This window comes from Acidobacteriota bacterium, from assembly GCA_022340665.1.
GTDB lineage: Bacteria > Acidobacteriota > Thermoanaerobaculia > Thermoanaerobaculales > Sulfomarinibacteraceae > Sulfomarinibacter.
Genome location: JAJDNM010000018.1, coordinates 21,634 through 41,791, shown reverse-complemented (window position 1 = coordinate 41,791; position 20,158 = coordinate 21,634). Strand labels below are relative to the sequence as shown.

Genomic DNA, 20,158 nt, shown 5'->3' with positions numbered 1-20,158 from the left:
CAGCAGGCGGCACGCATCGCCGATCGGACGGCTTTCTTCATGCTTGGTGAACTGGTGGAGGTGGGAGATACGACCACCATGTTCACCAAGCCCGCGAAAGCGATCACCGAAGAGTACATCACCGGGAGATTTGGATAGAAGGATCGAGCTGGTAGATTTTAGCTCACTGGAGTCACCCATGCAGCGGCAATTCGAAGAAGAACTGGAAGAGATCAAGCGAAGCATCCTGTCGATGGCCGGGTTGGTGGAAAAATGCCTCGACGACATCTCGGTGGCCCTCGCCAACCAGGATGTCGAGCTCGCCGAGGAAGTCATCGCGATGGATGAAGAGATCGACCAGCACGAGGTCGAGATCGATCGCCTGGCGACAGAATTCATCGCGCGCCAGCAGCCGACTGCAACAGATCTCCGTTTTGTCATCGTCGCGATCAAGCTCGGACCGGAGCTCGAGCGGATCGCCGATAATGCGGTCAACATTGCGGAGGGCGTCCTTCATCTGAGCAAGTACCCGCAGCTGAAATCCCTGGTCGACCTTCCGCGCATGCTCGGCCTCGCGCATGCGATGGTGACCGACGCCATCGCAGCGTACGTGGCGCGGGATGCCGATGCTGCGCGCGGCGTCATCCTCCGCGACGACGAGGTGGATGCGCTGTACCTGCAGATTTTCAGAGTCCTCCTGACCTATATGATCGAGGATCCCAAAACGATCTCACGGGCCATCGATCTGATTCTCGTTGCGCGTCACATCGAGCGGATTGCCGACCAGGCGACCAACATCTCCGAGGAGGTCGTCTACCTCGTCGAGGCAGAGCCGATCCGACACATCGATATCGCGCAGGAGAAATGAGATGACCTCCCAACGGTTGGTGCTGGTGGAAGATGATCCGGACCTCTCGACGACGCTCGGAATTGCTCTTGAGCGTGACGGATATCAAGTGGAGCGTTTCGCCACCGGTCGCGAGGGGCTCGAGGGCATCCTCGACAATCCGCCGGACCTGGTGATTCTCGACCTCAACCTGCCGGACCTCGACGGGCTCGGCGTGTGTCGTGAGTTGCGCGAAACGCCGGCGGTTGCCGACCTGCCGATCATCATCCTCACCGCGAGGGTGACCGAGAGTGATCGGGTCCTCGGCCTCGACCTCGGCGCGGACGACTACATCACGAAGCCGTTCTCTCTGCGAGAACTCCGCAGCCGGATCCGCGCACTTCTCCGGCGGAGGAACCTGGACGGCGGTGTGCCGGACGACTCCTACGCCGACTCCCGGCTCGAAATTGACCGGGGGGCGATGGAGGTGAAGCTCGACGGCGCGCCTGTCCGGCTCACCGTACGTGAGTTCGAACTCCTGTGGCATCTGGTGACGACAAGGCCGCGGGTCGCGTCGCGCGAGAACATCCTTGAACGGGTCTGGGGTCTGTCGAGCGACATCGAAACGCGGACGGTCGATGTCCACGTCAGGGCGCTCCGGAAAAAGCTCGGCGGTGAGGTGATCGAGACGATCATCGGCGCCGGCTATCGATTTCGGGGTTACTCGTGAAGCGACGCGTCCATCTGCTGACTTCGGCTCTGGCGGGGCTGCCGCTGTTGTTCCTGGGCCTCTATTGGGCGTCGGGACGTGACGGTTGGAGCGGAGTGTGGGTTGCGATACTGCTTTGGGTGCTGGCGGTGGTGTCCCTCGAAATGGTGACCTGGCGAACGACTGCGGCGCCGGTACGGGAAATGATGCGTGATCTTGATGCGGATAATGCTCATGACGCGCAACGCGCTGTGAGAGAACTCCATCAGACGGCACGTGCCTGCGAATCAGAGAGGGCCAGGACATCAGAGCTGCTCGAAGACCTGACGTCGAGTCTCGGTGACGGTTTGCTGGTCGTGAGCTCTGACCTCGATATCCGTCTGATCAACCGGGTGGCGCGACGATTCTGTGGTGTCGAGCGAGTCGCGGTGGGCACCCACCTACTGGAAATCCTGCGCAACCCGGGGGCGGTGAGAGCAGTCGAGGCAGCAGCCGGCGGCGAGGATCCCGAACCGGTGGTGATCGAAAACCCTCGCGGCCTGTGGGAGGTCCACGCCTTTCCGGTGCGCGGTGGCGGTGCGGTGGTCCTGTTCACCGACGTTGGGCTGGTGCGTAGGGCGGCCGAGTTCAGGCGACGTTTCGTCCAGGATCTCAGCCACGAGCTGCGCTCGCCGTTGACCGTTCTCAGGACCACCGTCGAAGCACTCGAGGGCGAGGTGGATCCGCGTCTCGCGGCGATGCTGGTCCATCAGGTCGAGCGTCTCGACCGCCTCACTGCGGAGCTTTACGAGCTTGCCACCATCGAGGCGGGGCAGGTCGAGCTCGTGCTGGAACCTGTGTCAGTGGCGTCAATTGTCCATGATGTCGTGGTGGACCTGAAGCCGGAGTCTGAATCGGCGAAGGTCGAGGTGAGGTTGGCGATAGAGGACGGCCTGGAGTGCTGGAGCGATCGCCGCGGTTTCTATCGTGTGATCCGCAATCTGGTCGACAACGCGATCAAGTACAACCGACCTGGCGGTTGGGTCAAGGTCCGGGGTTTCACCGAGGATGATACGCCGGTGATCGAGGTCGAGGACAATGGTGAAGGGATTCCGTCCGGTGAGCTGAAGGCCGTTCTTCAGCGATTTTACAGGGTGGACCGGGCGAGAACGCCGGGTGACGGGGGCCTCGGCCTCGGTCTGGCCATCGTCAAGCACATGGTACAGGCCCTGGGAGGCACGCTGGAGCTCGACTCCCGAGAGGGCGTCGGGACCACGGTGAGGGTTCGTTTTCTTCCGGTGCAGAAGCCAGACTGACCAAAGATTCGAGCTACTCGTCGTCCTGCGGGTTGATCGCATCGCCATCCCGAAAGCCGATGCGATCGAACGGATTGACGATGCTCGAGGCGATGTTCATGAGATGGGCCGAGATTCGTTTGAGGAACCGCACATAGAGCGCCGTGCTCACCGCCTCGGCACACACCAAATCGGGCTCGCTCCGCTTGATCAGTCGATTCAAGATCTCATCACTCCGGCGAGCGATCCACCAGTGCTCTGACATCACCTCCTTGGCCTTGTCCACGTCTCCCTCGGGCAGGGCCTCGATGAGCAGGGTGAACATCGTCTTGACCGTGGTTTCGATCTTGCGGATGCCTTCCTCGAGCGGGCCGCAGTGCAGCTTTCCCGGGTGATTGAGGGCCAGATCGACGATGTTCTTGGTCAGATCGCCGATGCGCTCGATATCGATGACGATGCTCACCAGCGCGAGACCGGCGGCGATGTTCTTGCTCGTTGTCAGCGCGAGGTGGGTCAACACCTTGCGTCGGACCTCGCGCTCGTAGGCGTTGATCAGCTGGTCCTTGGCGTAGATGTCGAGCTCGATGCGCGCGTCGTCATGCTCGCGAAGCGAGCTTGAGGCGGCGAGGAACATCTCCCGGTCGGCCTCGAGCATCTCGAGTGACTGGTCGTAGGCCTGCTGCATCAGATTGTCTCGGCGAAATAGCTCGAAAAATTCCTTGATCATGGTTCACCTCAAAAGTAAAACTGCCACGAATGGCACGGTGTAGAAACAGACGAGGATGTAGGCGACGGCTATCCAGCGATGGCTTGCTGCAAGCGACGAAAACCCTTCGGCAAGGCCAAGCGGTATCTTGCGTATCGCTGGCAAGGGCCAGATCACTGCGATACCGCAGACGTTGAAAAGAAGGTGGGCGAACGCCACGGTGACCGCGCTGAGCTCGCCGACTGCGAGGGCCGCCAGGATCGCCGTGATGGTCGTACCGATGTTCGCGCCAAGGGTGTAGGGGAAGATCTGCGCAAGCGTCAGTATTCCGGCGCCCGCAAGGGGAACGGCAAGAGACGTCGTGATGCTTGATGATTGGACAAATACTGTGATGACGAGACCGAAGAGCATCGCTCGGCCCGCGTTGGCGAAGAGCGTCTGGTCGAAGAAGACCTCGACGCGGCCGAGGACGATGGATTTGAGGACCACCACGAGGTACCGCAGCGAGGCGAACATGATCGCGAGAGCGACCAGGAGGAGTAGCCAGGGGTGGTCTTCAAAAACCGACGCCGCGGCGTTGACGGCAGGGCCGGTGAGGAGCTTGAGGGGACTCGAAAACGTGAGCCCGCCGACTTCCTGGAAAATCTGTGCCAGGGCGGTCGAGAGGCGTCCGAGGAAATTTGAGGAGATCTGAAGTGGAAACAGAAAAACCACTGACAGAATATTGAAGAAATCGTGGACCGTCGAAGCGGCGAACGCCCGCTCGAACTCGCGGCCGCGGCCGATGTGACCGAGACTCACGAGGGTGTTCGTGACCGACGTGCCAATGTTGGCACCCATGACGATCGGGATAGCCGTGTCGATCGGCATGCTGCCGCTGCCAACCATTGCCACCACCAACGACGTCGTGGTCGATGAGGATTGCACGAGAGTTGTCGCCAGGATCCCAACGAACAGGCCGACCAGAGGGTCCGACGCACTTTGGATCAATCCACCAACGAATCCGCCGGAGAACATCTTGAACGCCTTGCCAAGCATGCCGATGCTGACGAGGAAACCGTAGAGCAGCAGCAGAAGCGTCAACACGCGTGCGGCTGTGGATTGCCACATGGCATCCGTGCTGGCGTCCTGAATGTCCTTTTCGATACTGTTGCTCATCTACGTGGAGACCCCAGTAGTCAACTGGTTGGACTGGCAGCCGCGGAAGGGGACCTCGCGACCGCTGTGTCATCCTAGCAGCGACTCTGCCAATGCCGTATGCCTGGCGGCTCGAGGCCTTTATTTTGCTGTCTGGTTATAAGCGCTTGGGAACAAGCTGATCAGGCCGATTCGGCGTGCGGCTGTTCCTGCGGGTCTCCCGGGCCGCTGGTATCGCCGTCGCGTCGAAGAGATTCGATATAGACGTCGAAGATGTAGGTCGTCTGTTCGGCGATCTTCATTGAATCCCAAACCAGGCTATAGAAGAGGATGCTGAGTCGGGTCTTCGAGTGGTTGTCCTGGATCCGCGCAATCTGGTTTTGGTCGAATTCGTTGACCAACATCCGCAGGTCTCGGTTGGCCGCTGCGATCGCTTCGGTGTCGGGTTCTGCGTCGAGGAGCAGCGCATTCGAGGTACGCTCGAGAATCTGCCCGACGTCGGTCCGGATATTGTCGAGCTCCGCGATTTGTTCGGCGAGCAGTCCCGAGTGGTTGTTGGCAACGTGGAGGTAGGATCGGACGACGATGTCCCGTAAGCTCTCCGAGATCTCCTGCAGGCTGCTGATGGTGAGGGCGTACCGCTGGGAGGTCTCGACATCTTCCCACTCAAGGAGGCGGAAGACCTTGAAGATGTTGGCGGCGATGACGTTGGACCACTGCTGGACCTTGCGTTGCCCCTCGCGGGCCTTCTTGAGCTCTTGCCGGTTCTCCTCGAAGAGACCGTCGAATCCGGTGTAATAGACCCTCCGCACCTCGCGCAGAAAAACGCCCAGATGACGGACAGTCACCTCGGCCGCCGCGGTCGAGTCCTTGATCTTGCGAAGGTTGAAAACGTCCACGGATTCCTCTGCCCTCTCGCGGCGCCGGTGGACGTGATGTGATCGGTAGATCATGAACACCGCGAGAGCGAGAATGCCGCCGACCGCCCAGCCGCCTCCGAAGAGAATCAGGGTCGCGAAGATCGATGAAACAGTGAACGCCATCATCGCGGTGAAGAACCAGCCCCCGATGACGGTGAGAACCCCGCTCACCCGATAGACGGCACTGTCCCGCCCCCAGGCCTGGTCCGAGAGAGATGTGCCCATCGCCACCATGAAGGTCACGTATGTGGTCGACAGCGGCAGCTTGAACGATGTTGCCAGTGAGATCAGCGCGCTTGCAACCATCACATTGACGCCGGCCCGTACCAGGTCGAACGACGGCACTGACCCATCGGCCGCCGGGGCGGGTCGAATCTCCGAGCGATCGAACCGACTCGCAATCCACCCTCGAAGGCGTTTCGGAATGAGCGTTCCCGCATTCCCCAGAGCATTTGCGACCGAACGGACGATGGCCCGGGACAGTACGGACGATTCGAAACGCTCGAAGCCTTCCTCCTGTCTTCCCAGGCGGACCTCGGTTTTTGTGACCGAACGGGCCTTGCGCGAGAACCACAGAGTGATCACCATGATCACACCTGCAGTCAAAAGAAACAGGGTGCTCGAGCGCACCGGTTGCGCCAGCGCCTCCATCGTTGCGTTCACCGGGTCCGCGGTGGCGTAGGCCTCGGTGTAGGCGCTGAGGCCCGCGAGAGGTACGCCGATGAAGTTGACGAGGTCGTTCGCAGCGAAGGCCATGGCGAGGGCAAATGTGCCGACGAGGACGACCAGTGCCAGAGGGTTGATGCGGGTGAAGGTCATCAGAAGCTGCAGCAGAATCGCCGACACCACGAATGAACCGATCAGGATCAGGCCGGTGTTGTCCTTGATCCACGAGAGAGTTTCGGGAGTGATGAACGAGGCCCCCTTGGCGCCCTTGATGAGAATGAAATAGGTGATCGACGCGAGCGCCGCTCCTCCCCACAGCGCGCCGTAGCGCCGGAGGCGTTTCTCGTAATCGAAGGTGAAGATCAGTCGGCTGAAATACTGGATCACAGCGCCGGCGAGGAACGCGATCACAACCGACAGCAGGATTCCGAAGATGATGGCCAGCGCCTTGCCGGAGTTGATGTAGTTGACCAGCTCCCCCAGGCTCGAACCGCTCTCCCACAGCTTGAGAAGCGACACGGCGACCGCTGCGCCGAGCAGCTCGAAGACGATCGACACGGTGGTCGACGTGGGAAGACCGAAGGTGTTGTAGAGGTCGAGGAGGATGATATCGGTCAGCATGACGGCGAGGAAGATCGTCATCAGCTCGGGCATTGTGAAAAGTTGCGGGTGGAATATGCCTTTGCGCGCGACCTCCATCATGCCGGACGAAAACGTCACGCCGGCGAGTATGCCGAGGCTGGCGATGATCATGATGACGTATCGCGGTGCCACCCGTGAGCCGATCGAGGAGTTGAGGAAGTTGACCGCGTCGTTGCTGACGCCGACGACCAGGTCCGAGACGGCGAGGCCGAAGAGGATGACGATCGCTATTTGAAAGAAACTCATGATGCCCCTAAGTGGAGGTTCTCACTGTTCTCGATCACACCCATTTTCTGTCGGCGTCAATCCGAACACACGGTAGTACAGCCGGCATCGAAACTCAATTTGTGACTGCAGCCGGGTGGACTGGATTCATGAACAGAGTCACTCTGTGTGTACCGAGGTCGTTTTATGCAGCGATGTGGGGATCGAGTTACAGGTGATCTGTCGTTCTGCGTCGGCGAGCGATACAGCTCAGGCGGGAATGGGCGTTTCATCCATCCCCACGTTCGGGTCGATATCTCGCCAGGGTCCAGAGGATAGTCCTCAACGCCTCCGGCATCACCCTGCGAGCCGCGACTTTCTCGCTCTGTGACGGAGACCGCCACTCGCACCTGGTTTCGAATCTGGTTGCGGCATCGATCGCATGAGTGACCGAGCCGGCGGATGCGGAATGATCCGTCGGGCTCACGGCGTCCGAGTAGCAGTACATCATTTTGGGGCACTCCGTTTCGAGGCCGGCTGCAACGGACCGGGGTGAAATTTTCGTGCTGGCGGATGGTGGCTCTGCCGCGTATCCATAGCGAAAGGTTCGAGCGGCGGGGTGAAACCACTGCGAATCCGGCATCAGAATTCGATGAAGGGTGTGTAAAGAGAGTTTGAAGTACCTGGCCCTGTATGAACGCTGCTGCAAAGCCTGAGAGAGGTGGCCGGCACCGTTGGCGGAGACGACAAGTTTACGTCGACTTCATGTCCCGTCAACGAGGGGTTCGCACAGTGTCGCCATACTCTGCCGCACAAGACGGTGGTCAGTACGTCCCTCCCCTCCCGGCGCCGGTCCCCCCCGGCGCCACTTTTCGTGGCTCGAGAAGGAGTCTCTCTGTTAGGCTTTGGCCGTGCGGGTCATCGTCAATCCGGCGGCGGACAGCGGAAGGCTCGGCCGCGAGTGGCCGCGGATCGAAGAGCAGCTGGCCGGTTGGGGGGTGTCGGCGCCGGTGGTGTTCACCGAAGCGCCGTGGCATGCGACCGAGCTCGCGGCCGCAGCGGTCGCGGACGGTGTTCGGCGGGTGGTGGTAGCCGGCGGGGACGGCACAGTCTGCGAGGCGGCGGAGGGGCTCCACCGGGCCGGAAACGGCGAGCTCGCGATCCTGCCCCTGGGAACGGGAAATGACGGCGCACGAACTCTCGGAGTACCCACGGACCTCGAAACCGCGGCGAGGGTCGCGGTCGGAGGTCGTACTCGAGCGGTCGACCTCATCGCCATCGGCGACCACGTGGTGTTGAATGCCATCGGCGTCGGTATGACCGGCGACATCAACGACCGCGCGATGAAGCTCAAGGCGGCGAAGCACCCGATTCTGGGAGGATTCGCCCTGTACCTGGCCGCCGTTCTACAGTCGCTTTTTCGTTACCGGATGCAGACTGTGCGGATGGTGACCGAAGGGGATAACTTCGACGGCACCATGCTGATTCTCGCAGTCCATGGCGGTCCGACGACCGGCGGCGGCTTCGCCCTGACCCCGGCCGCCGTGCCGGACGACGGTCTCCTCGATGCCTGTCTGGCGGAGGACGTCGGGACTCTGGGCCGATTGACGCGGCTGGTCGCGGCCATGCGTGGCACCCTCGGGTCCTCGAGGGGAAGCCACGAGCTGCAGTCGCGGTGGCTCGAGCTGCACTTCTCCGAGCCCCTGCCCGCCCACCTCGACGGAAACTCGGTGACCCTCGAGCCGCCGGTGGCTCGCTTCGAGGTGGTGCCGGGAGCGCTAACGGTGGTTGTGCCAACCGAGGACCGAGTTTTGAGTTGAGAGTTATGAGTTTTGAGTTCCCGCCCGCCCGCCCGAATCGAACAGGGGTGGGTGGGGGACAACTCAAAACTCGAAACTGAGAACTCAAAACAGGAATCCTGGGGCGATTTTAACTGGCTTTGTGGTTGTCAACCGCGATGCGGCGCGAATCGTCGTATCGTTGTGTTACGAGCAATGGCCATGGATCCGTCTCGCACCGATCTGTCCGAAGCGGATGATGCGTTGGTGCTGCGGGCGCAGAACGGCGACCGCAATGCCTTCGGCGAGCTCGTCAACCGCCACCAGCGCCGGGTGTGGATGGTGTGTCGCCAGTATGTCGGAGCGGCGGACGCAGACGCGGCGGCGCAGGACAGCCTGGTCAAGTCCTTCACGCGGATAGGTGATTTCGATCGGCGTGCCGCCTTCTCGACCTGGCTCACTCGGATCGCCATCAACACCTGCCTCGACGAGCTGCGTCGTCGTCGTCGCGAGGCGGTGGTCGAAGAGGAGCACGATACCGACGATGATGTCGGCCTCCTCGACAAGCTGCCGGACAGGGATGCCGGACCCGAGGCCCGATCGATGCAGAAACAGGCCGTCGCCTCCCTCACCGCGCTCGAGGAGGATCTGCCCCCGCGCCAACGCGAGATCTTCCGCCTCCGTTTCTACGCCGAGATGGAGCTGGAAGAGATCGCGGAAGTCCTCGACGTTCACGTGGGGACGGTCAAGACGCAGCTGCACCGGGCGGTGCACCGGCTGCGCGAGGAGTTGGGAGCATACAGATGAAGAGCCATCTCGAAGAACATGAGATCACCGCCGCGGTGGCCTGTCTCGAACTCGAGGCGGTGGCTGCGCAGCACCTCGGGTCGTGCCTGAGCTGCCGCCAGCGGGTCTCGCTCATGGCGGAGGCGATCGAGCAACAGCGTCAGCACCTCGTAGCCGAGGCTCCGGACTGGGACCGGCAGCGGGAAGAGATCATGGCCAAGCTGCCGGTGACGCCGGTTGTCAGAACGCAGAGAAATCGGCGATGGATACGGCCGATTCTCGCCGCTGCCGCGATTCTGGTGACGGCGATTGCGCTACGTGTGTTGTGGGCGCCGGCACCGGTGGTGGTTGACAACGGGGCTGCGACGGAATTAGCCGTCGAGCAGATTCTGGCCGAGGTCGACGCGGTGCTGGCCGACGACTCGATCCCGGGATTCGAAATCATCGAACCGGGACTGGAAGATGCCATTTACGAGAACGGCGCGTCGTGAGAGGGCGAGAGTGGAGGCAGTCATGAAGAAGTTGATGTTGATCCTTGGAGTGTTGATCGCAGCAAGCCCTGTGGCGGCGAACGATTTCGACTTGCCGCCGGGCAGGTGGTGGGAAAATCCGCGCTTGGTGGAGCACATCGGACTGACCGAAGACCAGCAGGGTCGGATACGGGACGTGGTCTTCACCCACGCCAAAAGGATGATCGACCTCAAGGCCGATGTGGAAAAGGCTGGATTGGATCTCGCGGACTCGGTCGACCGGGAGGTCTTCGATCCGGATCCTGTGCGTGCTGCCTACGCCGCGTTCCAAACCGCGCGCCACAGGCTCGAGACCGAACGCTTCGAGATGCTGCTCGAGGTGCGCCAGATCCTGACCTACGAGCAGTGGCGGAAGATCCAGGATGTGAAGCAGCGGACCAAGCAGAACCGCATGGAGCAACGACGGCCCGGTGCCCGGGGCACGGTGCCCCAAGGAGAGCGCCCTCCGGGATTCTGACAGATTTTCGAGGCAGTTCATCGGGCCCTTCGGGGCCCGTTCTTGCGCCCAACCGCCCGCCCGATACTTGATGCTGGATACTGGATACTCGATCCACCCACCCACCCAGATACAGGACACAAGGTACAGGCGCCTGCCGCTTGACAATGGAAACATCGACACCAGACTTTGATGAACTCAAAACTCAAAACTCAAAACTCAAAACTCCGGACCCCGGCCTTCCTGAGACCATGTCTGCCAGGATTGACAACATCTGGAGGACGACCCATCATGATCGGTACTGAAACATGTGCATCGAATGACCTGCCGAGAGACACGGGGAGGCTGAGTCATGGGTTCTGTCGATCGACGCGGCGAGGTGGTCCTCTATTTCATCGTGGCGCTGGCGCTCTCTGCATCCCCGGTTGATGGTGCCGATCCGTACCTCGTGATGGATGTCAACACGGGCCCTGATCACAGTTACATCCAAAATGTTTACGCTGCTAATGGCTACTACTATTTTCGCGCATACAACCCCACCTACGGCTGGGAGCCGTGGTGGTCCGACGGCACGGCGGCAGGCACGGATATGAGGGACCTCTGGTCGGGCACTCAATCCTCGACCCCGGCCGGCTTCGAAACGTTCGCGGGGGACATCTTTTTCGAAGGCTCCAACGGTACGGTCCCCGGTATCTTCGCCCTCGGTGTGGGTCCATCGATCAAGGCCAATATTGATGTCGAAGGTTCTTTGATGGTGACGGTGGGCAGCAATTTGTTCTTTGGTGGCGCCGAAACCGGTGGGGGCGAGGGGATGGAGCTGTGGAAGATCGACCAGGGTACTCTAACGGCCACGCGAGTCAAGGACATCTATCTCGGAGGAACGTCTTCGACCCCTGAAAAGCTGGTTGCGGTGGGCACCACACTCTATTTCACCGCCAACGATGGCACCCACGGGAAAGAGTTGTGGCGCTCCAATGGCACCGGTGCAGGTACCGTCATGGTCGAGGACATCGCGCCGGATCTGCTGTGGTCGAGTCCGGCGGAACTTACCGAGGCCGGTGGTCGGTTGTTCTTTGGGGCTACCGACGGAGACACAACATACGGTTCAGAGCTTTGGGTCACGGTCGGCGGTGTCCCGACTGTGATTGACATTTGCCCCGGCACATGCAGCGGCGGAACGGGCGGAATCGCCAAAGTAGGCACGGGAGTCTGTTTCCGGTCTCTTGGGACGGGTGGTACCGGGGCCGAGCTCTGGTGCTCGGACGGAACCCCGGGTGGCACTGCCAAGGTCAAGGAGATCGGGCCCGGTTCGACGCCGGGCTACATCGATCTGATTACGGACTTCGACGGAGATCTCTTCTACTTTATCGCCGACGACGTCACCCACGGATCGGAGCTGTGGCGCTCCAACGGGACCGCGGGCGGCACCTGGATGGTCAAGGACATCAACCCGGATGGAGGCGACGGGATGAGCAGCGTCAACAGCGAAATCGTCGTCGCCGGTGACGAGATCTACTTCACGGCGAACGACGGTGTCCACGGGTGGGAGCTCTGGCGCTCCGACGGCACCGAGGCCTGCACCGTGATGGTGTATGACATCAACAACCTTGGCGCCAACGCCTATCCCGGAAACCTTCGAGTGGTTGGAGATCGTCTCCTCTTCGCGGCTGATGACGGGAGTCACGGTAGCGAGTTGTGGGCCCTCGACATCCCACTGTTTCACAGCGGATTCGAGGATTGCGACCCGACCTGGTCGAGCTGGGTCTATTAGGCTTCGGCAATTGACATGGAGTTCGAGTCTAGCCAACCGGAGATCGGCGGGAGGGTGGGCGGGAACTCAAAACTCAAAACTCTCTACTCCAAACCTCCCGTCACTATTGACACAAAACGGCCTGTCTGTTACAAATACGGCCCCTTTTTGCAGGGGAGAGGTGTGGAATGAGTGATTACGCAATAGTCGAACACGGCGGCAAGCAGTACCGGGTCAGTCCGGGCGACGAGCTGCTGGTCGAGCGCATCCAGCCCGATCTCAAGGAGGGCGATGATCTGCTCTTCGATCGCGTCATGCTGGTGAGCCAGGGCAAGGATGTGCGCATCGGTCAGCCAACGGTCGACGGCGCGATCGTGCGCGGCCAGGTGATGGCGCCGGTCCGCGGTGAAAAGGTCATCGTTTTCAAGAAAAAGCGCCGCAAAGGCTACAAGAAGACCCAGGGTCATCGGCAGGACTACTACAAGGTCCGGGTCGAAGCGATCGAGGCGTAGGGGGCATCATGGCACACAAAAAGGGACAGGGCTCGAGCCGCAACGGCCGTGATTCAAACGCGAAGCGTCTTGGAACCAAGGTCGGCGACGGCCAGCAGGTGACCGCGGGGACGATCCTCGTCCGCCAGCGAGGGACGCGATTCAAGCCCGGCGTAAACGTCAAGCGCGGTGGTGATGACACTCTTTTCGCGACCTCGGCCGGTGAAGTGAAGTTCCAGAACCGGGGTCGACTCGGCCGTTTCATCAGCATCGTTTCGAACTGAGCGACCCAACCCTTCAAAATGACATATCACGGCAACCGAACGAGCGCGTTTGCGTTGCGGTGGGGCTCCGTCTGATCGATGCTCGTCGACTCGGTACGGATCACTGTCAAGGCGGGCGACGGCGGCAACGGCTGTATCTCGTTCCGACGGGAGAAGTTCGTCCCCCGAGGGGGTCCGAACGGCGGGGATGGAGGCCGCGGAGGTCACGTGATTCTGGTCGTTGATGAGGGGCTCAACACCCTCCTTCATCTCCACCAGCGACGCCACGTTCGGGCTGAACGCGGCCAACACGGCCGCGGCTCCAACAAGACCGGCGCCAGCGGCGAAGATGCCCGGCTTCCGGTCCCCCCGGGAACTGTCGTGCGCGATGTGACGAGCGGTGCAGTTCTCGGCGATCTTGTGGAGAACGAACAGGAGATGGTGGTCGCAAAAGGGGGTCGGGGCGGTCGCGGAAACGCCAGGTTCGCGACCTCGACCAACCGTGTTCCGCGGATTGCGGAGGATGGTGGCGAAGGACAGGAGATCGAATTGGAGCTCGAGCTCAAATTGCTCGCCGATGTCGGTCTGGTCGGTCTTCCGAACGCCGGCAAGTCGACGCTCCTGTCGCGCCTTTCCGCGGCGCGGCCCAAAGTTGCGGAATATCCCTTCACCACTGTCGAGCCGCATCTCGGAGTGGTCAGCCCGCCGGGCGATGATCTTCGTACCCTCGTGATGGCAGACATCCCCGGCTTGATCGAGGGCGCACACGAGGGAGCGGGCCTGGGCATCCAGTTCCTGAGGCACGTCGAACGGTGCCCGGTGCTGGTCCATCTGGCCGATTTGTCTTCTGCCTCGCCTCTCGCCGGAAGGGTTGATACCATTCGCAGTGAATTGGAGGCGCACACTGCACCGCTCGAACATCGACCCTGGCTCCTTGTGGGGACCAAGCTCGATGCAGTGAACGACCGTGAGGCTATCCTCGGAGAGTTGGCCGATGCCGCGTCGGGACATGGTGTGGAGTGGATCGCCATTTCGGCAGTCACGGGCGAAGGTGTTGATGGTCTTCTGGAAGTGCTTTTCAAAATGGTCGAGGAGGTTTCTCAAGAGTCATGACACGGCGTATCGCGATCTACGGCGGGAGCTTCGACCCCTTTCATCTTGGCCATCTGGTACCGGTGGTTCGAGCGCAAGAAACATTTCAGTTCGAGGCCGTCTATTTTGTTCCGGCGGGATCGCCGCCCCATAAGGATTCGGCGCCGCTGACCCCGGTTACGCACCGCCTCGCGATGGTGGCGATGGCGACACTCCCTTACGACAATTTCTTCACCTCGGACGACGAGGTCTTCGCTCCCCAACCGACCTATTCGGTCGAGACCGTGCAGCGGTTCAGGAAGCGCTTTCCGGACGGTACCTTCTACTTCATTCTCGGATCCGACTCTTTCTCGCAGATCGAGACGTGGGAGAAATGGGAGGAGCTCGTTGATTCGGTCCACCTTGTGGTCCTCCACCGCGCTCATATGTGGGGTGAAGAACTCGAAAATCGCGTGCCCGAACGACTCGTTCCGCGAATGCAAGTGGTCGAGCCGTTCGAGGAGGTCCCGGATCCTGCGGAGCTGACCGTCTATCTGCTGAACCACGAACCTTTCCCGATCTCGGGCACCTCGATTCGCAACCGACAGAGTCGAGGGCTGCCGATTCGAGAGCTCGTTCCTCATGAGGTTCACTCCTATATCGAAAAGTACGGCCTCTATTCGCCGACCCAAGGATCGGAGCAGTAATGGCAGACACCGAGACATTGGACCTCCTTGCAACAGCTGCTCGCTCCGCCTCCGACAAGAAAGCATTTCAGATCGTCGGCCTCGAGGTGTCGGAACTCACGTCGTACACCGACTGCCTCCTGATCTGCTCGGCCGCCAGTGAACGTCAGGTTTCGGCGATCGCAGACGAGATGCAACGGCAGCTCAAGGAATCTGGGCGGCTGCCGCTCCACGTCGAGGGTGAGAGGCGCTCGGATTGGGTGCTTCTCGATTACGGCGAATTCGTGATCCACGTCTTCACCGAAGAACGACGGGCCTACTACGGTCTCGATGGACTGTGGGGTGATGCCCCCAGGCTCGACGCCGATGTCCTCAAGATCACCGAGAGCGCATCGCAGTGAGAATCCGGGTCGCATGGCTTGGCCGTGTGTCGGCGAGCCCCTATGAGCGTCAGGTCGAGATCTACCGCAAGAGAGTGCAGAGGAAGTGGCCGGCCGAGGATCGGCCTGTCCGTTCATCTGGAGGGGGTCGCGGCAAAGACCCGGAGCGCGTGCTCAAGCTGGAAGCCGACGCTCTCGTGCGGCACCTCGATTCGGGCTGGCAATTGGTGGCTCTTGACGAAAATGGTTCGCCACGATCGAGCGAAGAATTTGCGAAACGGCTGGTGAATCTCGCGGACCGTGGCATCGCGGGAGTGCTCTTCACCATAGGTAGTGATCTCGGCCTGCATCGGGATCTTCTCGCCCGCGCCGATCAGACGCTGTCGCTCAGCCCGATGACCTTGCCCCACCTCGTGGCTCGCCTGGTGCTGTGGGAACAGCTCTTTCGTGCGACCAGCATTCTCGACGGTGGTGCGTATCACAGGATTTGCGTACAATAAGGAACGGTCACCGGGGAGGACCTGGGGCCGCAGTGTCGCGGGTGCGTCAACCCCACCCGCTCGGAGGATCGATCGATGAACAAGAGACAGCGGGAACGCTACCGCAAACAGCTGCTGGCAAAGAGGGAATCCCTTCTTCATCTGGTCAAGGCGGCGCGTTCCAGCGAGACGGAAGCGGACGGCAAGGAGGCGCCGGATCTCGGCGATCGGGCCCTTTCAACCGTGATTCGTGATCTGAGCTATCAACTGACCGCGGGTGAGCGCGAGATTTTGCGCCGCATCGATGATGCCCTCGATCGCATCGAGGCCAGCACGTATGGCACCTGTGTCGAGTGCGGGAAGAAGGTCGACCTGGGCCGCCTCGACGCCGTGCCCTGGGCCCGTCATTGCATCAAATGCCAGGAGCTGCAGGACAGGGGAGAGATCTGAAATCCCGTCGCCACCGGCCCTCGTGATCCGAGAATGAACCGGAAAATTCCCGAGCCTTCATTTCTTCGACGGCCACCTGGGCTGGCGCGGGAGGGCCGGTGAGCGCTCCAGTTTCGCTGGTGGTCTCATCGGACGATTTCCTGCTCGAACAGTCCCTCGCCGAGACGCTGAAGTCGATGTGCGCGGACTTTGGCGGTGTGGATCCCGATATGCAGCCTGAAACGATCTCACCGGAGGACCTCGCGGTCGAGCTCTGCTCGCCATCCCTGTTCGCACAACAGCGCGTGTTGGTGGTGCCTGACGTGCGGTCATGGCTCGACATACCGGCACGGCGGCCTCCCCTGGCGCGGAAGGCGGTCAAAGCGACGGTCGACCCGATGCCGGTCGTGCGCGTTCTGAACGATGGGTTGCCCGAGGGTGTTGGCCTGGTGATGGGTGCATGGTGCCACGGCAGGCCGAAATGCGCCCTGGTAGATGCGGTTGGAGAAATCGGTGAGGTGCAGTGGCGGCCGGCACCGGAACCTCCCAAGCCCTGGGAAGACACGATCCTTTCGCGCGAGCAGGAGACCATGCTGCGCAAACTCGTGACTGCGCACGCAGGGGACGTCCGCTTCTCACCTGAAGCCCTTCGATTGCTCCTCGACCGGCTCGGATTCGCCCCTCGGGCGCTGGTTCAGGAGTGCCGCAAGCTGGTCGCGGCCAACGTGGACGGTGTGGTCGACGAAGATCTCGTCCGGGCCCTGAGCTTTCCCAGGGAACGATCTTTGGACGTCGTGCGCGATGGGGTTCTGGCCCGACAATCTGCGCCGGTGCTCGACATCATGGCAGCAGCTGAAGCCGGTATTCAGATTCGCGATCGACAGGGGAAACCGGTCGCCCCAAAGGGGGTGCCCGCGGTTCTGTTTAGCCAGATATCGGCGTTGCTTCAGAACCTCCTCTACCTGAGGCGGCTGGCCGCGGACAACGGGTTACTCGACGAAATGGCCCCCGATCGAACGCGTGAACATACCTGGTACCCGAGGAGGTTCAAGAGTGGGCTCGGCCCGACGATCATCGAGCTTGCCAAGACCGATGCGCCGTCACCACTCTGGGGGGCGACGGGGAAGGGGCCCTCTCCATTTACTCTCGGCGCTCTTTTCAGGGGAGCGGGCCGATACTCTGACGATGAGCTGGTCCAAGCGCTGGCTGATGCGGGAGCGGTGGAGCTGGCACTGCGTGGCGACATGCCGGGGGAAACATTGTCGGTGTGGCTGACCTCGTTTCTGCATTGACCTTCTGGCCGTCCGTTCCCACGGAGCGGCTGACTGACGACCACGAATAGCGCTGGGTATTCGAGTAAACTGAGGGGCGAAATGACCGAAAGCAAAATGATCTGGGTGGTAGACGACGATCCGGCGGTCAGGGAGCTGCTCAGCTTCATCATCACCGAAGCCGGGCACGGGGTGGATACGTTCGCATCCGGAGCGGAGGTCCTCGCGAGCTCCGGTAGCGTGCCGGACGCGATTCTCCTCGACCTGATGATGCCCGAGGTCGACGGCGTCGAGGTGCTCAAGGAGATCAGCCGGCGCCATCCGACGATTCCGGTCATCATGGTGACTGCAGATGATGACGTTCAACGAGCCGTCGAGGTCACCAAGCTCGGCGCCTACGACTATCTGACCAAACCAATCGACCAGGAACGTTTGTTGACGACTCTGGGTAACGCCGTTTCCCACCGCAGCCTCGAGAAGGAGGTGGCGCGTCTCAAGGAGGAGCTCTCCGACCGCTACCACCTACGGAACATTGTTGGCTCCTCGGCTGCAATGCGAAAGGTCTACGACCAGATCGAGAAAGTCCTCGAATCCGAGATCACCGTCTTCATTGCTGGCGAGAGCGGCACGGGCAAGGAGCTGGTGGCAAAGGCCATCCACTACGCCTCGCTACGCTCGGATGGGCCATTTGTCGATGTCAATTGCGCAGCCATCCCGGAAGGGTTGCAGGAGAGCGAACTTTTCGGTCACGAGAAGGGCGCCTTTACCGGCGCCGTCGCCACCCATCCGGGCAAGTTTGAACAGGCTTCCGGTGGCACGATATTTCTCGACGAGGTCGGCGAAATGTCTCCCTCGGCCCAGGCCAGATTGCTGAGGGTGCTGCAGGAGCGCGTTCTGCAACGGGTCGGCGGCACCGAGACGATCGAGCTCGACGTGCGGGTCATTTCGGCCTCAAACCGCGATCTCGCGAAAATGGTCGAGGAAGGATCCTTCCGCCAGGACCTTTACTACCGGCTGGTCGTCTTCCCGATCACACTGCCGCCGTTGCGTGACCGACGCGAGGACATCCCGCTGTTGGTCGAACACTTCCTCGAGAAATACGCCAGGGACGCCGGCAAGAGAGTCACCAGGGTCGAGGCTCGAGCGATGGAAGCGATGTCGAGCCATGGCTGGCCGGGCAATGTACGTGAGCTGGAAAATGTCATCCATCGGACACTCCTCGTATCCTCCGGCCTCGAGCTCACCTTCGACGATCTGCCGTCGGGAATCGGCGGAGAATCGGCGGTCGCGTCTGGCAAGACGATACCAGCGGTGGAGGCCCCCGCCCCGGTCGGTACCGGCACTCTCAACCTCGAGGAGCTCGAGCGTGAGGCTATTATCCGCGCAATGGAGAACAACAAGGGCAACCTCTCCGACGTTGCACGCCAGCTCGGCATCGGAAGATCCACCCTTTATCGCAAGCTCGACCAGTATGGGCTGAGGGAGAAGAAATAGTTTTGAGTGTTGAGTTATGAGTTTTGAGTATTCCCTTATCCGCCCGATTCAGAAATGGGGAGGTGGGTGGAACTCAAAACTCAAAACTGAGAACTCAGAACTCGATTAGAGGACGTCGTCCCAGCCCTTTGCCTTCAGCGCCTCGACCACGTTCTTGACCCGCTGTGCCTCGTCCTTCGGTACCACCAGCACCGCATCGGGTGTGGCGACTACCACCAGATCTTTGACGCCGACGACTGACAGGACCGGGCCGGTGCTGACGAGCACATTGTCGCCGGCGTTTTCGACGTGAACACGACCGCGCCCCCGGTTGCCGGCATCGTCGGCGGCGAGTACGCCCTCGAGGGCCGGCCACGATCCGACATCAGACCAGGGGAAATCGACCGGGACCGTCCAACACTGCTCGGCGTTTTCCATGACGCCGAAATCGACCGACGTCGCTGGAAGGTGCGGGTAGGCTTCGGCGAGCACCGAGTCGAAAGCAGATGTCCCGACGGATGAGGCGATGCGATCGAGGCCGTCGGCAAGCTCGGGCAGCTGCCGTCGAATCTCATCGAGCAAATCAGCTGCGCGCCAGGCGAAGATGCCAGCGTTCCATAGGAATCGTTTCGAGTCCACGTAGCGCTGTGCGCTCTCGACGTCGGGTTTCTCGACAAAGCGTTGCAAGCGGTGGATGACCCATTCGCTCTCGCGTGAGTGTTCCTCGCCGAGCTCGAGATAGCCGTATCCGGTCTCCGGGTAATTCGGCTGAATACCGAAAGTCAGGAGGCCACCCTCCCGGGCCACCAATTTCGCTCCCGCGTCCATTGCTGAGCGGAAGCGATCCTCCTGGCCGATGACATGGTCGGCGGGGAGGATAATGCAAACTGCGTCGGGATCGTTGACCAGCGTCGCATGGGCTGCGAGACCCGCACAGGCTGCCGTATTGCGGCCAACCGGTTCGGCGAGAATGTTGGTTGGTGGCAGCTCGGGAAGCATCGAGCGGGTCGCCTGGGCGGTTGCAACGGTCGTCACGACCCACACTCTCTCCGGTGGGACCAGGCCCTCGAGCCGTTCGTATGTCACCCGTAGCAGCGGCGTGTCACCGGCGAGAGTCAAGAACTGCTTCGGGCGATTACATCGCGAAGCCGGCCAGAACCTGGTCCCGGATCCACCAGCCATGATGACCGCGTGAAGCATGTCTTATCTTAGCCGGTCCGGCGGAGGAGGAGGGCAGCGGTGGAGAGAGGAAGCCGAGTGCGGGTTAACACG

At 61.3% G+C, this 20,158-nt stretch carries 22 protein-coding genes; 18 read left to right on the top strand and 4 right to left on the bottom strand.

What is annotated here, in order from left to right; genetic code table 11:
- From pstB to LJE93_02750, 4 genes are all read left to right on the top strand, one after another.
- Positions 1-138: phosphate ABC transporter ATP-binding protein (pstB, locus tag LJE93_02765; protein MCG6947824.1), on the top strand; the 138-nt coding region annotated here is incomplete at its 5' end.
- Positions 139-178: 40 nt separating this feature from the next.
- Positions 179-847 carry a phosphate signaling complex protein PhoU gene (gene phoU, locus LJE93_02760; protein MCG6947823.1) on the top strand — a complete coding sequence of 223 codons (669 nt, stop codon included), beginning with the start codon at positions 179-181 and terminating at the stop codon, positions 845-847.
- A gap of 1 nt (position 848) precedes the next feature.
- The gene (locus LJE93_02755; GenBank protein ID MCG6947822.1) at positions 849-1,535 is read left to right on the top strand and encodes a response regulator transcription factor; all 687 of its coding nucleotides are present in this window, start codon (positions 849-851) and stop codon (positions 1,533-1,535) included.
- Positions 1,532-2,809 (top strand): hypothetical protein, encoded by a 1,278-nt coding sequence (locus tag LJE93_02750; GenBank protein MCG6947821.1) that lies wholly within the window; start codon positions 1,532-1,534, stop codon positions 2,807-2,809. The genes LJE93_02755 and LJE93_02750 overlap by 4 nt, the downstream gene beginning before the upstream one ends.
- Before the next feature lie 13 nt (positions 2,810-2,822).
- On the opposite strand, the gene LJE93_02745 is transcribed toward LJE93_02750, so the two are convergent.
- The 3 genes from LJE93_02745 to LJE93_02735 all read right to left on the bottom strand — a co-directional run bounded on the left by LJE93_02745 (position 2,823) and on the right by LJE93_02735 (position 7,105).
- A complete protein-coding gene (locus LJE93_02745; protein ID MCG6947820.1) occupies positions 2,823-3,515 on the bottom strand; it encodes a hypothetical protein in 693 nt (230 codons plus the stop codon).
- A gap of 3 nt (positions 3,516-3,518) precedes the next feature.
- Entirely contained in the window at positions 3,519-4,652 is a 1,134-nt protein-coding gene (locus LJE93_02740) for a Na/Pi symporter (protein ID MCG6947819.1), read from the bottom strand.
- A 161-nt stretch (positions 4,653-4,813) separates the two neighbouring features.
- Entirely contained in the window at positions 4,814-7,105 is a 2,292-nt protein-coding gene (locus LJE93_02735; GenBank protein MCG6947818.1) for an inorganic phosphate transporter, read from the bottom strand.
- A gap of 869 nt (positions 7,106-7,974) precedes the next feature.
- Between LJE93_02735 and LJE93_02730 the strand changes: the two genes are divergently transcribed.
- From LJE93_02730 to LJE93_02665, 14 genes are all read left to right on the top strand, one after another.
- A complete protein-coding gene (locus LJE93_02730) occupies positions 7,975-8,883 on the top strand; it encodes a diacylglycerol kinase family lipid kinase (protein ID MCG6947817.1) in 909 nt (302 codons plus the stop codon).
- Positions 8,884-9,063: 180 nt separating this feature from the next.
- Positions 9,064-9,648, top strand: coding sequence for a sigma-70 family RNA polymerase sigma factor (locus LJE93_02725; GenBank protein ID MCG6947816.1), 585 nt, complete (start codon positions 9,064-9,066; stop codon positions 9,646-9,648).
- Positions 9,645-10,118, top strand: a complete 474-nt coding sequence (locus LJE93_02720) for a hypothetical protein (protein MCG6947815.1) — start codon at positions 9,645-9,647, stop codon at positions 10,116-10,118. Before LJE93_02725 ends, LJE93_02720 begins: the two co-directional genes overlap by 4 nt.
- Before the next feature lie 22 nt (positions 10,119-10,140).
- Positions 10,141-10,614 (top strand): periplasmic heavy metal sensor, encoded by a 474-nt coding sequence (locus LJE93_02715; protein ID MCG6947814.1) that lies wholly within the window; start codon positions 10,141-10,143, stop codon positions 10,612-10,614.
- Positions 10,615-10,945: 331 nt separating this feature from the next.
- On the top strand, positions 10,946-12,364 hold the full coding sequence (locus tag LJE93_02710) for a hypothetical protein (GenBank protein MCG6947813.1): 1,419 nt from the start codon (positions 10,946-10,948) through the stop codon (positions 12,362-12,364).
- Between the two features lie 167 nt (positions 12,365-12,531).
- On the top strand, positions 12,532-12,855 hold the full coding sequence (gene rplU / locus LJE93_02705) for a 50S ribosomal protein L21 (protein MCG6947812.1): 324 nt from the start codon (positions 12,532-12,534) through the stop codon (positions 12,853-12,855).
- A gap of 8 nt (positions 12,856-12,863) precedes the next feature.
- Positions 12,864-13,118, top strand: a complete 255-nt coding sequence (gene rpmA / locus LJE93_02700; GenBank protein ID MCG6947811.1) for a 50S ribosomal protein L27 — start codon at positions 12,864-12,866, stop codon at positions 13,116-13,118.
- A 78-nt stretch (positions 13,119-13,196) separates the two neighbouring features.
- Positions 13,197-14,210 (top strand): GTPase ObgE, encoded by a 1,014-nt coding sequence (obgE, locus tag LJE93_02695; protein ID MCG6947810.1) that lies wholly within the window; start codon positions 13,197-13,199, stop codon positions 14,208-14,210.
- On the top strand, positions 14,207-14,875 hold the full coding sequence (nadD, locus tag LJE93_02690) for a nicotinate-nucleotide adenylyltransferase (protein ID MCG6947809.1): 669 nt from the start codon (positions 14,207-14,209) through the stop codon (positions 14,873-14,875). Before obgE ends, nadD begins: the two co-directional genes overlap by 4 nt.
- Positions 14,875-15,255 carry a ribosome silencing factor gene (rsfS, locus tag LJE93_02685; GenBank protein ID MCG6947808.1) on the top strand — a complete coding sequence of 127 codons (381 nt, stop codon included), beginning with the start codon at positions 14,875-14,877 and terminating at the stop codon, positions 15,253-15,255. Before nadD ends, rsfS begins: the two co-directional genes overlap by 1 nt.
- Positions 15,252-15,734, top strand: a complete 483-nt coding sequence (locus tag LJE93_02680) for a 23S rRNA (pseudouridine(1915)-N(3))-methyltransferase RlmH (GenBank protein MCG6947807.1) — start codon at positions 15,252-15,254, stop codon at positions 15,732-15,734. Before rsfS ends, LJE93_02680 begins: the two co-directional genes overlap by 4 nt.
- 75 nt (positions 15,735-15,809) lie before the next feature.
- On the top strand, positions 15,810-16,163 hold the full coding sequence (locus LJE93_02675) for a TraR/DksA family transcriptional regulator (protein MCG6947806.1): 354 nt from the start codon (positions 15,810-15,812) through the stop codon (positions 16,161-16,163).
- 98 nt (positions 16,164-16,261) lie between these two features.
- The gene (locus LJE93_02670; protein MCG6947805.1) at positions 16,262-17,434 is read left to right on the top strand and encodes a hypothetical protein; all 1,173 of its coding nucleotides are present in this window, start codon (positions 16,262-16,264) and stop codon (positions 17,432-17,434) included.
- A gap of 81 nt (positions 17,435-17,515) precedes the next feature.
- On the top strand, positions 17,516-18,907 hold the full coding sequence (locus LJE93_02665) for a sigma-54 dependent transcriptional regulator (GenBank protein ID MCG6947804.1): 1,392 nt from the start codon (positions 17,516-17,518) through the stop codon (positions 18,905-18,907).
- A gap of 105 nt (positions 18,908-19,012) precedes the next feature.
- On the opposite strand, the gene LJE93_02660 is transcribed toward LJE93_02665, so the two are convergent.
- Positions 19,013-20,086 (bottom strand): NTP transferase domain-containing protein, encoded by a 1,074-nt coding sequence (locus tag LJE93_02660; GenBank protein MCG6947803.1) that lies wholly within the window; start codon positions 20,084-20,086, stop codon positions 19,013-19,015.
- Between the last annotated feature and the right edge of the window lie 72 nt (positions 20,087-20,158).

Excerpts from the sequence above, each read along its gene's own strand:
- LJE93_02675 (MCG6947806.1), top strand. The coding sequence starts at position 15,810 with ATGAACAAGAGACAGCGGGAACGCTACCGCAAACAGCTGCTGGCAAAG.
- LJE93_02735 (MCG6947818.1), bottom strand. The coding sequence starts at position 7,105 with ATGAGTTTCTTTCAAATAGCGATCGTCATCCTCTTCGGCCTCGCCGTC.
- nadD (MCG6947809.1), top strand. The coding sequence starts at position 14,207 with ATGACACGGCGTATCGCGATCTACGGCGGGAGCTTCGACCCCTTTCAT.
- obgE (MCG6947810.1), top strand. The coding sequence starts at position 13,197 with ATGCTCGTCGACTCGGTACGGATCACTGTCAAGGCGGGCGACGGCGGC.
- LJE93_02745 (MCG6947820.1), bottom strand. The coding sequence starts at position 3,515 with ATGATCAAGGAATTTTTCGAGCTATTTCGCCGAGACAATCTGATGCAG.
- LJE93_02740 (MCG6947819.1), bottom strand. The coding sequence starts at position 4,652 with ATGAGCAACAGTATCGAAAAGGACATTCAGGACGCCAGCACGGATGCC.
- rpmA (MCG6947811.1), top strand. The coding sequence starts at position 12,864 with ATGGCACACAAAAAGGGACAGGGCTCGAGCCGCAACGGCCGTGATTCA.
- LJE93_02725 (MCG6947816.1), top strand. The coding sequence starts at position 9,064 with ATGGATCCGTCTCGCACCGATCTGTCCGAAGCGGATGATGCGTTGGTG.
- LJE93_02660 (MCG6947803.1), bottom strand. The coding sequence starts at position 20,086 with ATGCTTCACGCGGTCATCATGGCTGGTGGATCCGGGACCAGGTTCTGG.
- rplU (MCG6947812.1), top strand. The coding sequence starts at position 12,532 with ATGAGTGATTACGCAATAGTCGAACACGGCGGCAAGCAGTACCGGGTC.
- LJE93_02710 (MCG6947813.1), top strand. The coding sequence starts at position 10,946 with ATGGGTTCTGTCGATCGACGCGGCGAGGTGGTCCTCTATTTCATCGTG.
- rsfS (MCG6947808.1), top strand. The coding sequence starts at position 14,875 with ATGGCAGACACCGAGACATTGGACCTCCTTGCAACAGCTGCTCGCTCC.
- phoU (MCG6947823.1), top strand. The coding sequence starts at position 179 with ATGCAGCGGCAATTCGAAGAAGAACTGGAAGAGATCAAGCGAAGCATC.
- LJE93_02715 (MCG6947814.1), top strand. The coding sequence starts at position 10,141 with ATGAAGAAGTTGATGTTGATCCTTGGAGTGTTGATCGCAGCAAGCCCT.
- LJE93_02720 (MCG6947815.1), top strand. The coding sequence starts at position 9,645 with ATGAAGAGCCATCTCGAAGAACATGAGATCACCGCCGCGGTGGCCTGT.
- LJE93_02665 (MCG6947804.1), top strand. The coding sequence starts at position 17,516 with ATGACCGAAAGCAAAATGATCTGGGTGGTAGACGACGATCCGGCGGTC.
- LJE93_02755 (MCG6947822.1), top strand. The coding sequence starts at position 849 with ATGACCTCCCAACGGTTGGTGCTGGTGGAAGATGATCCGGACCTCTCG.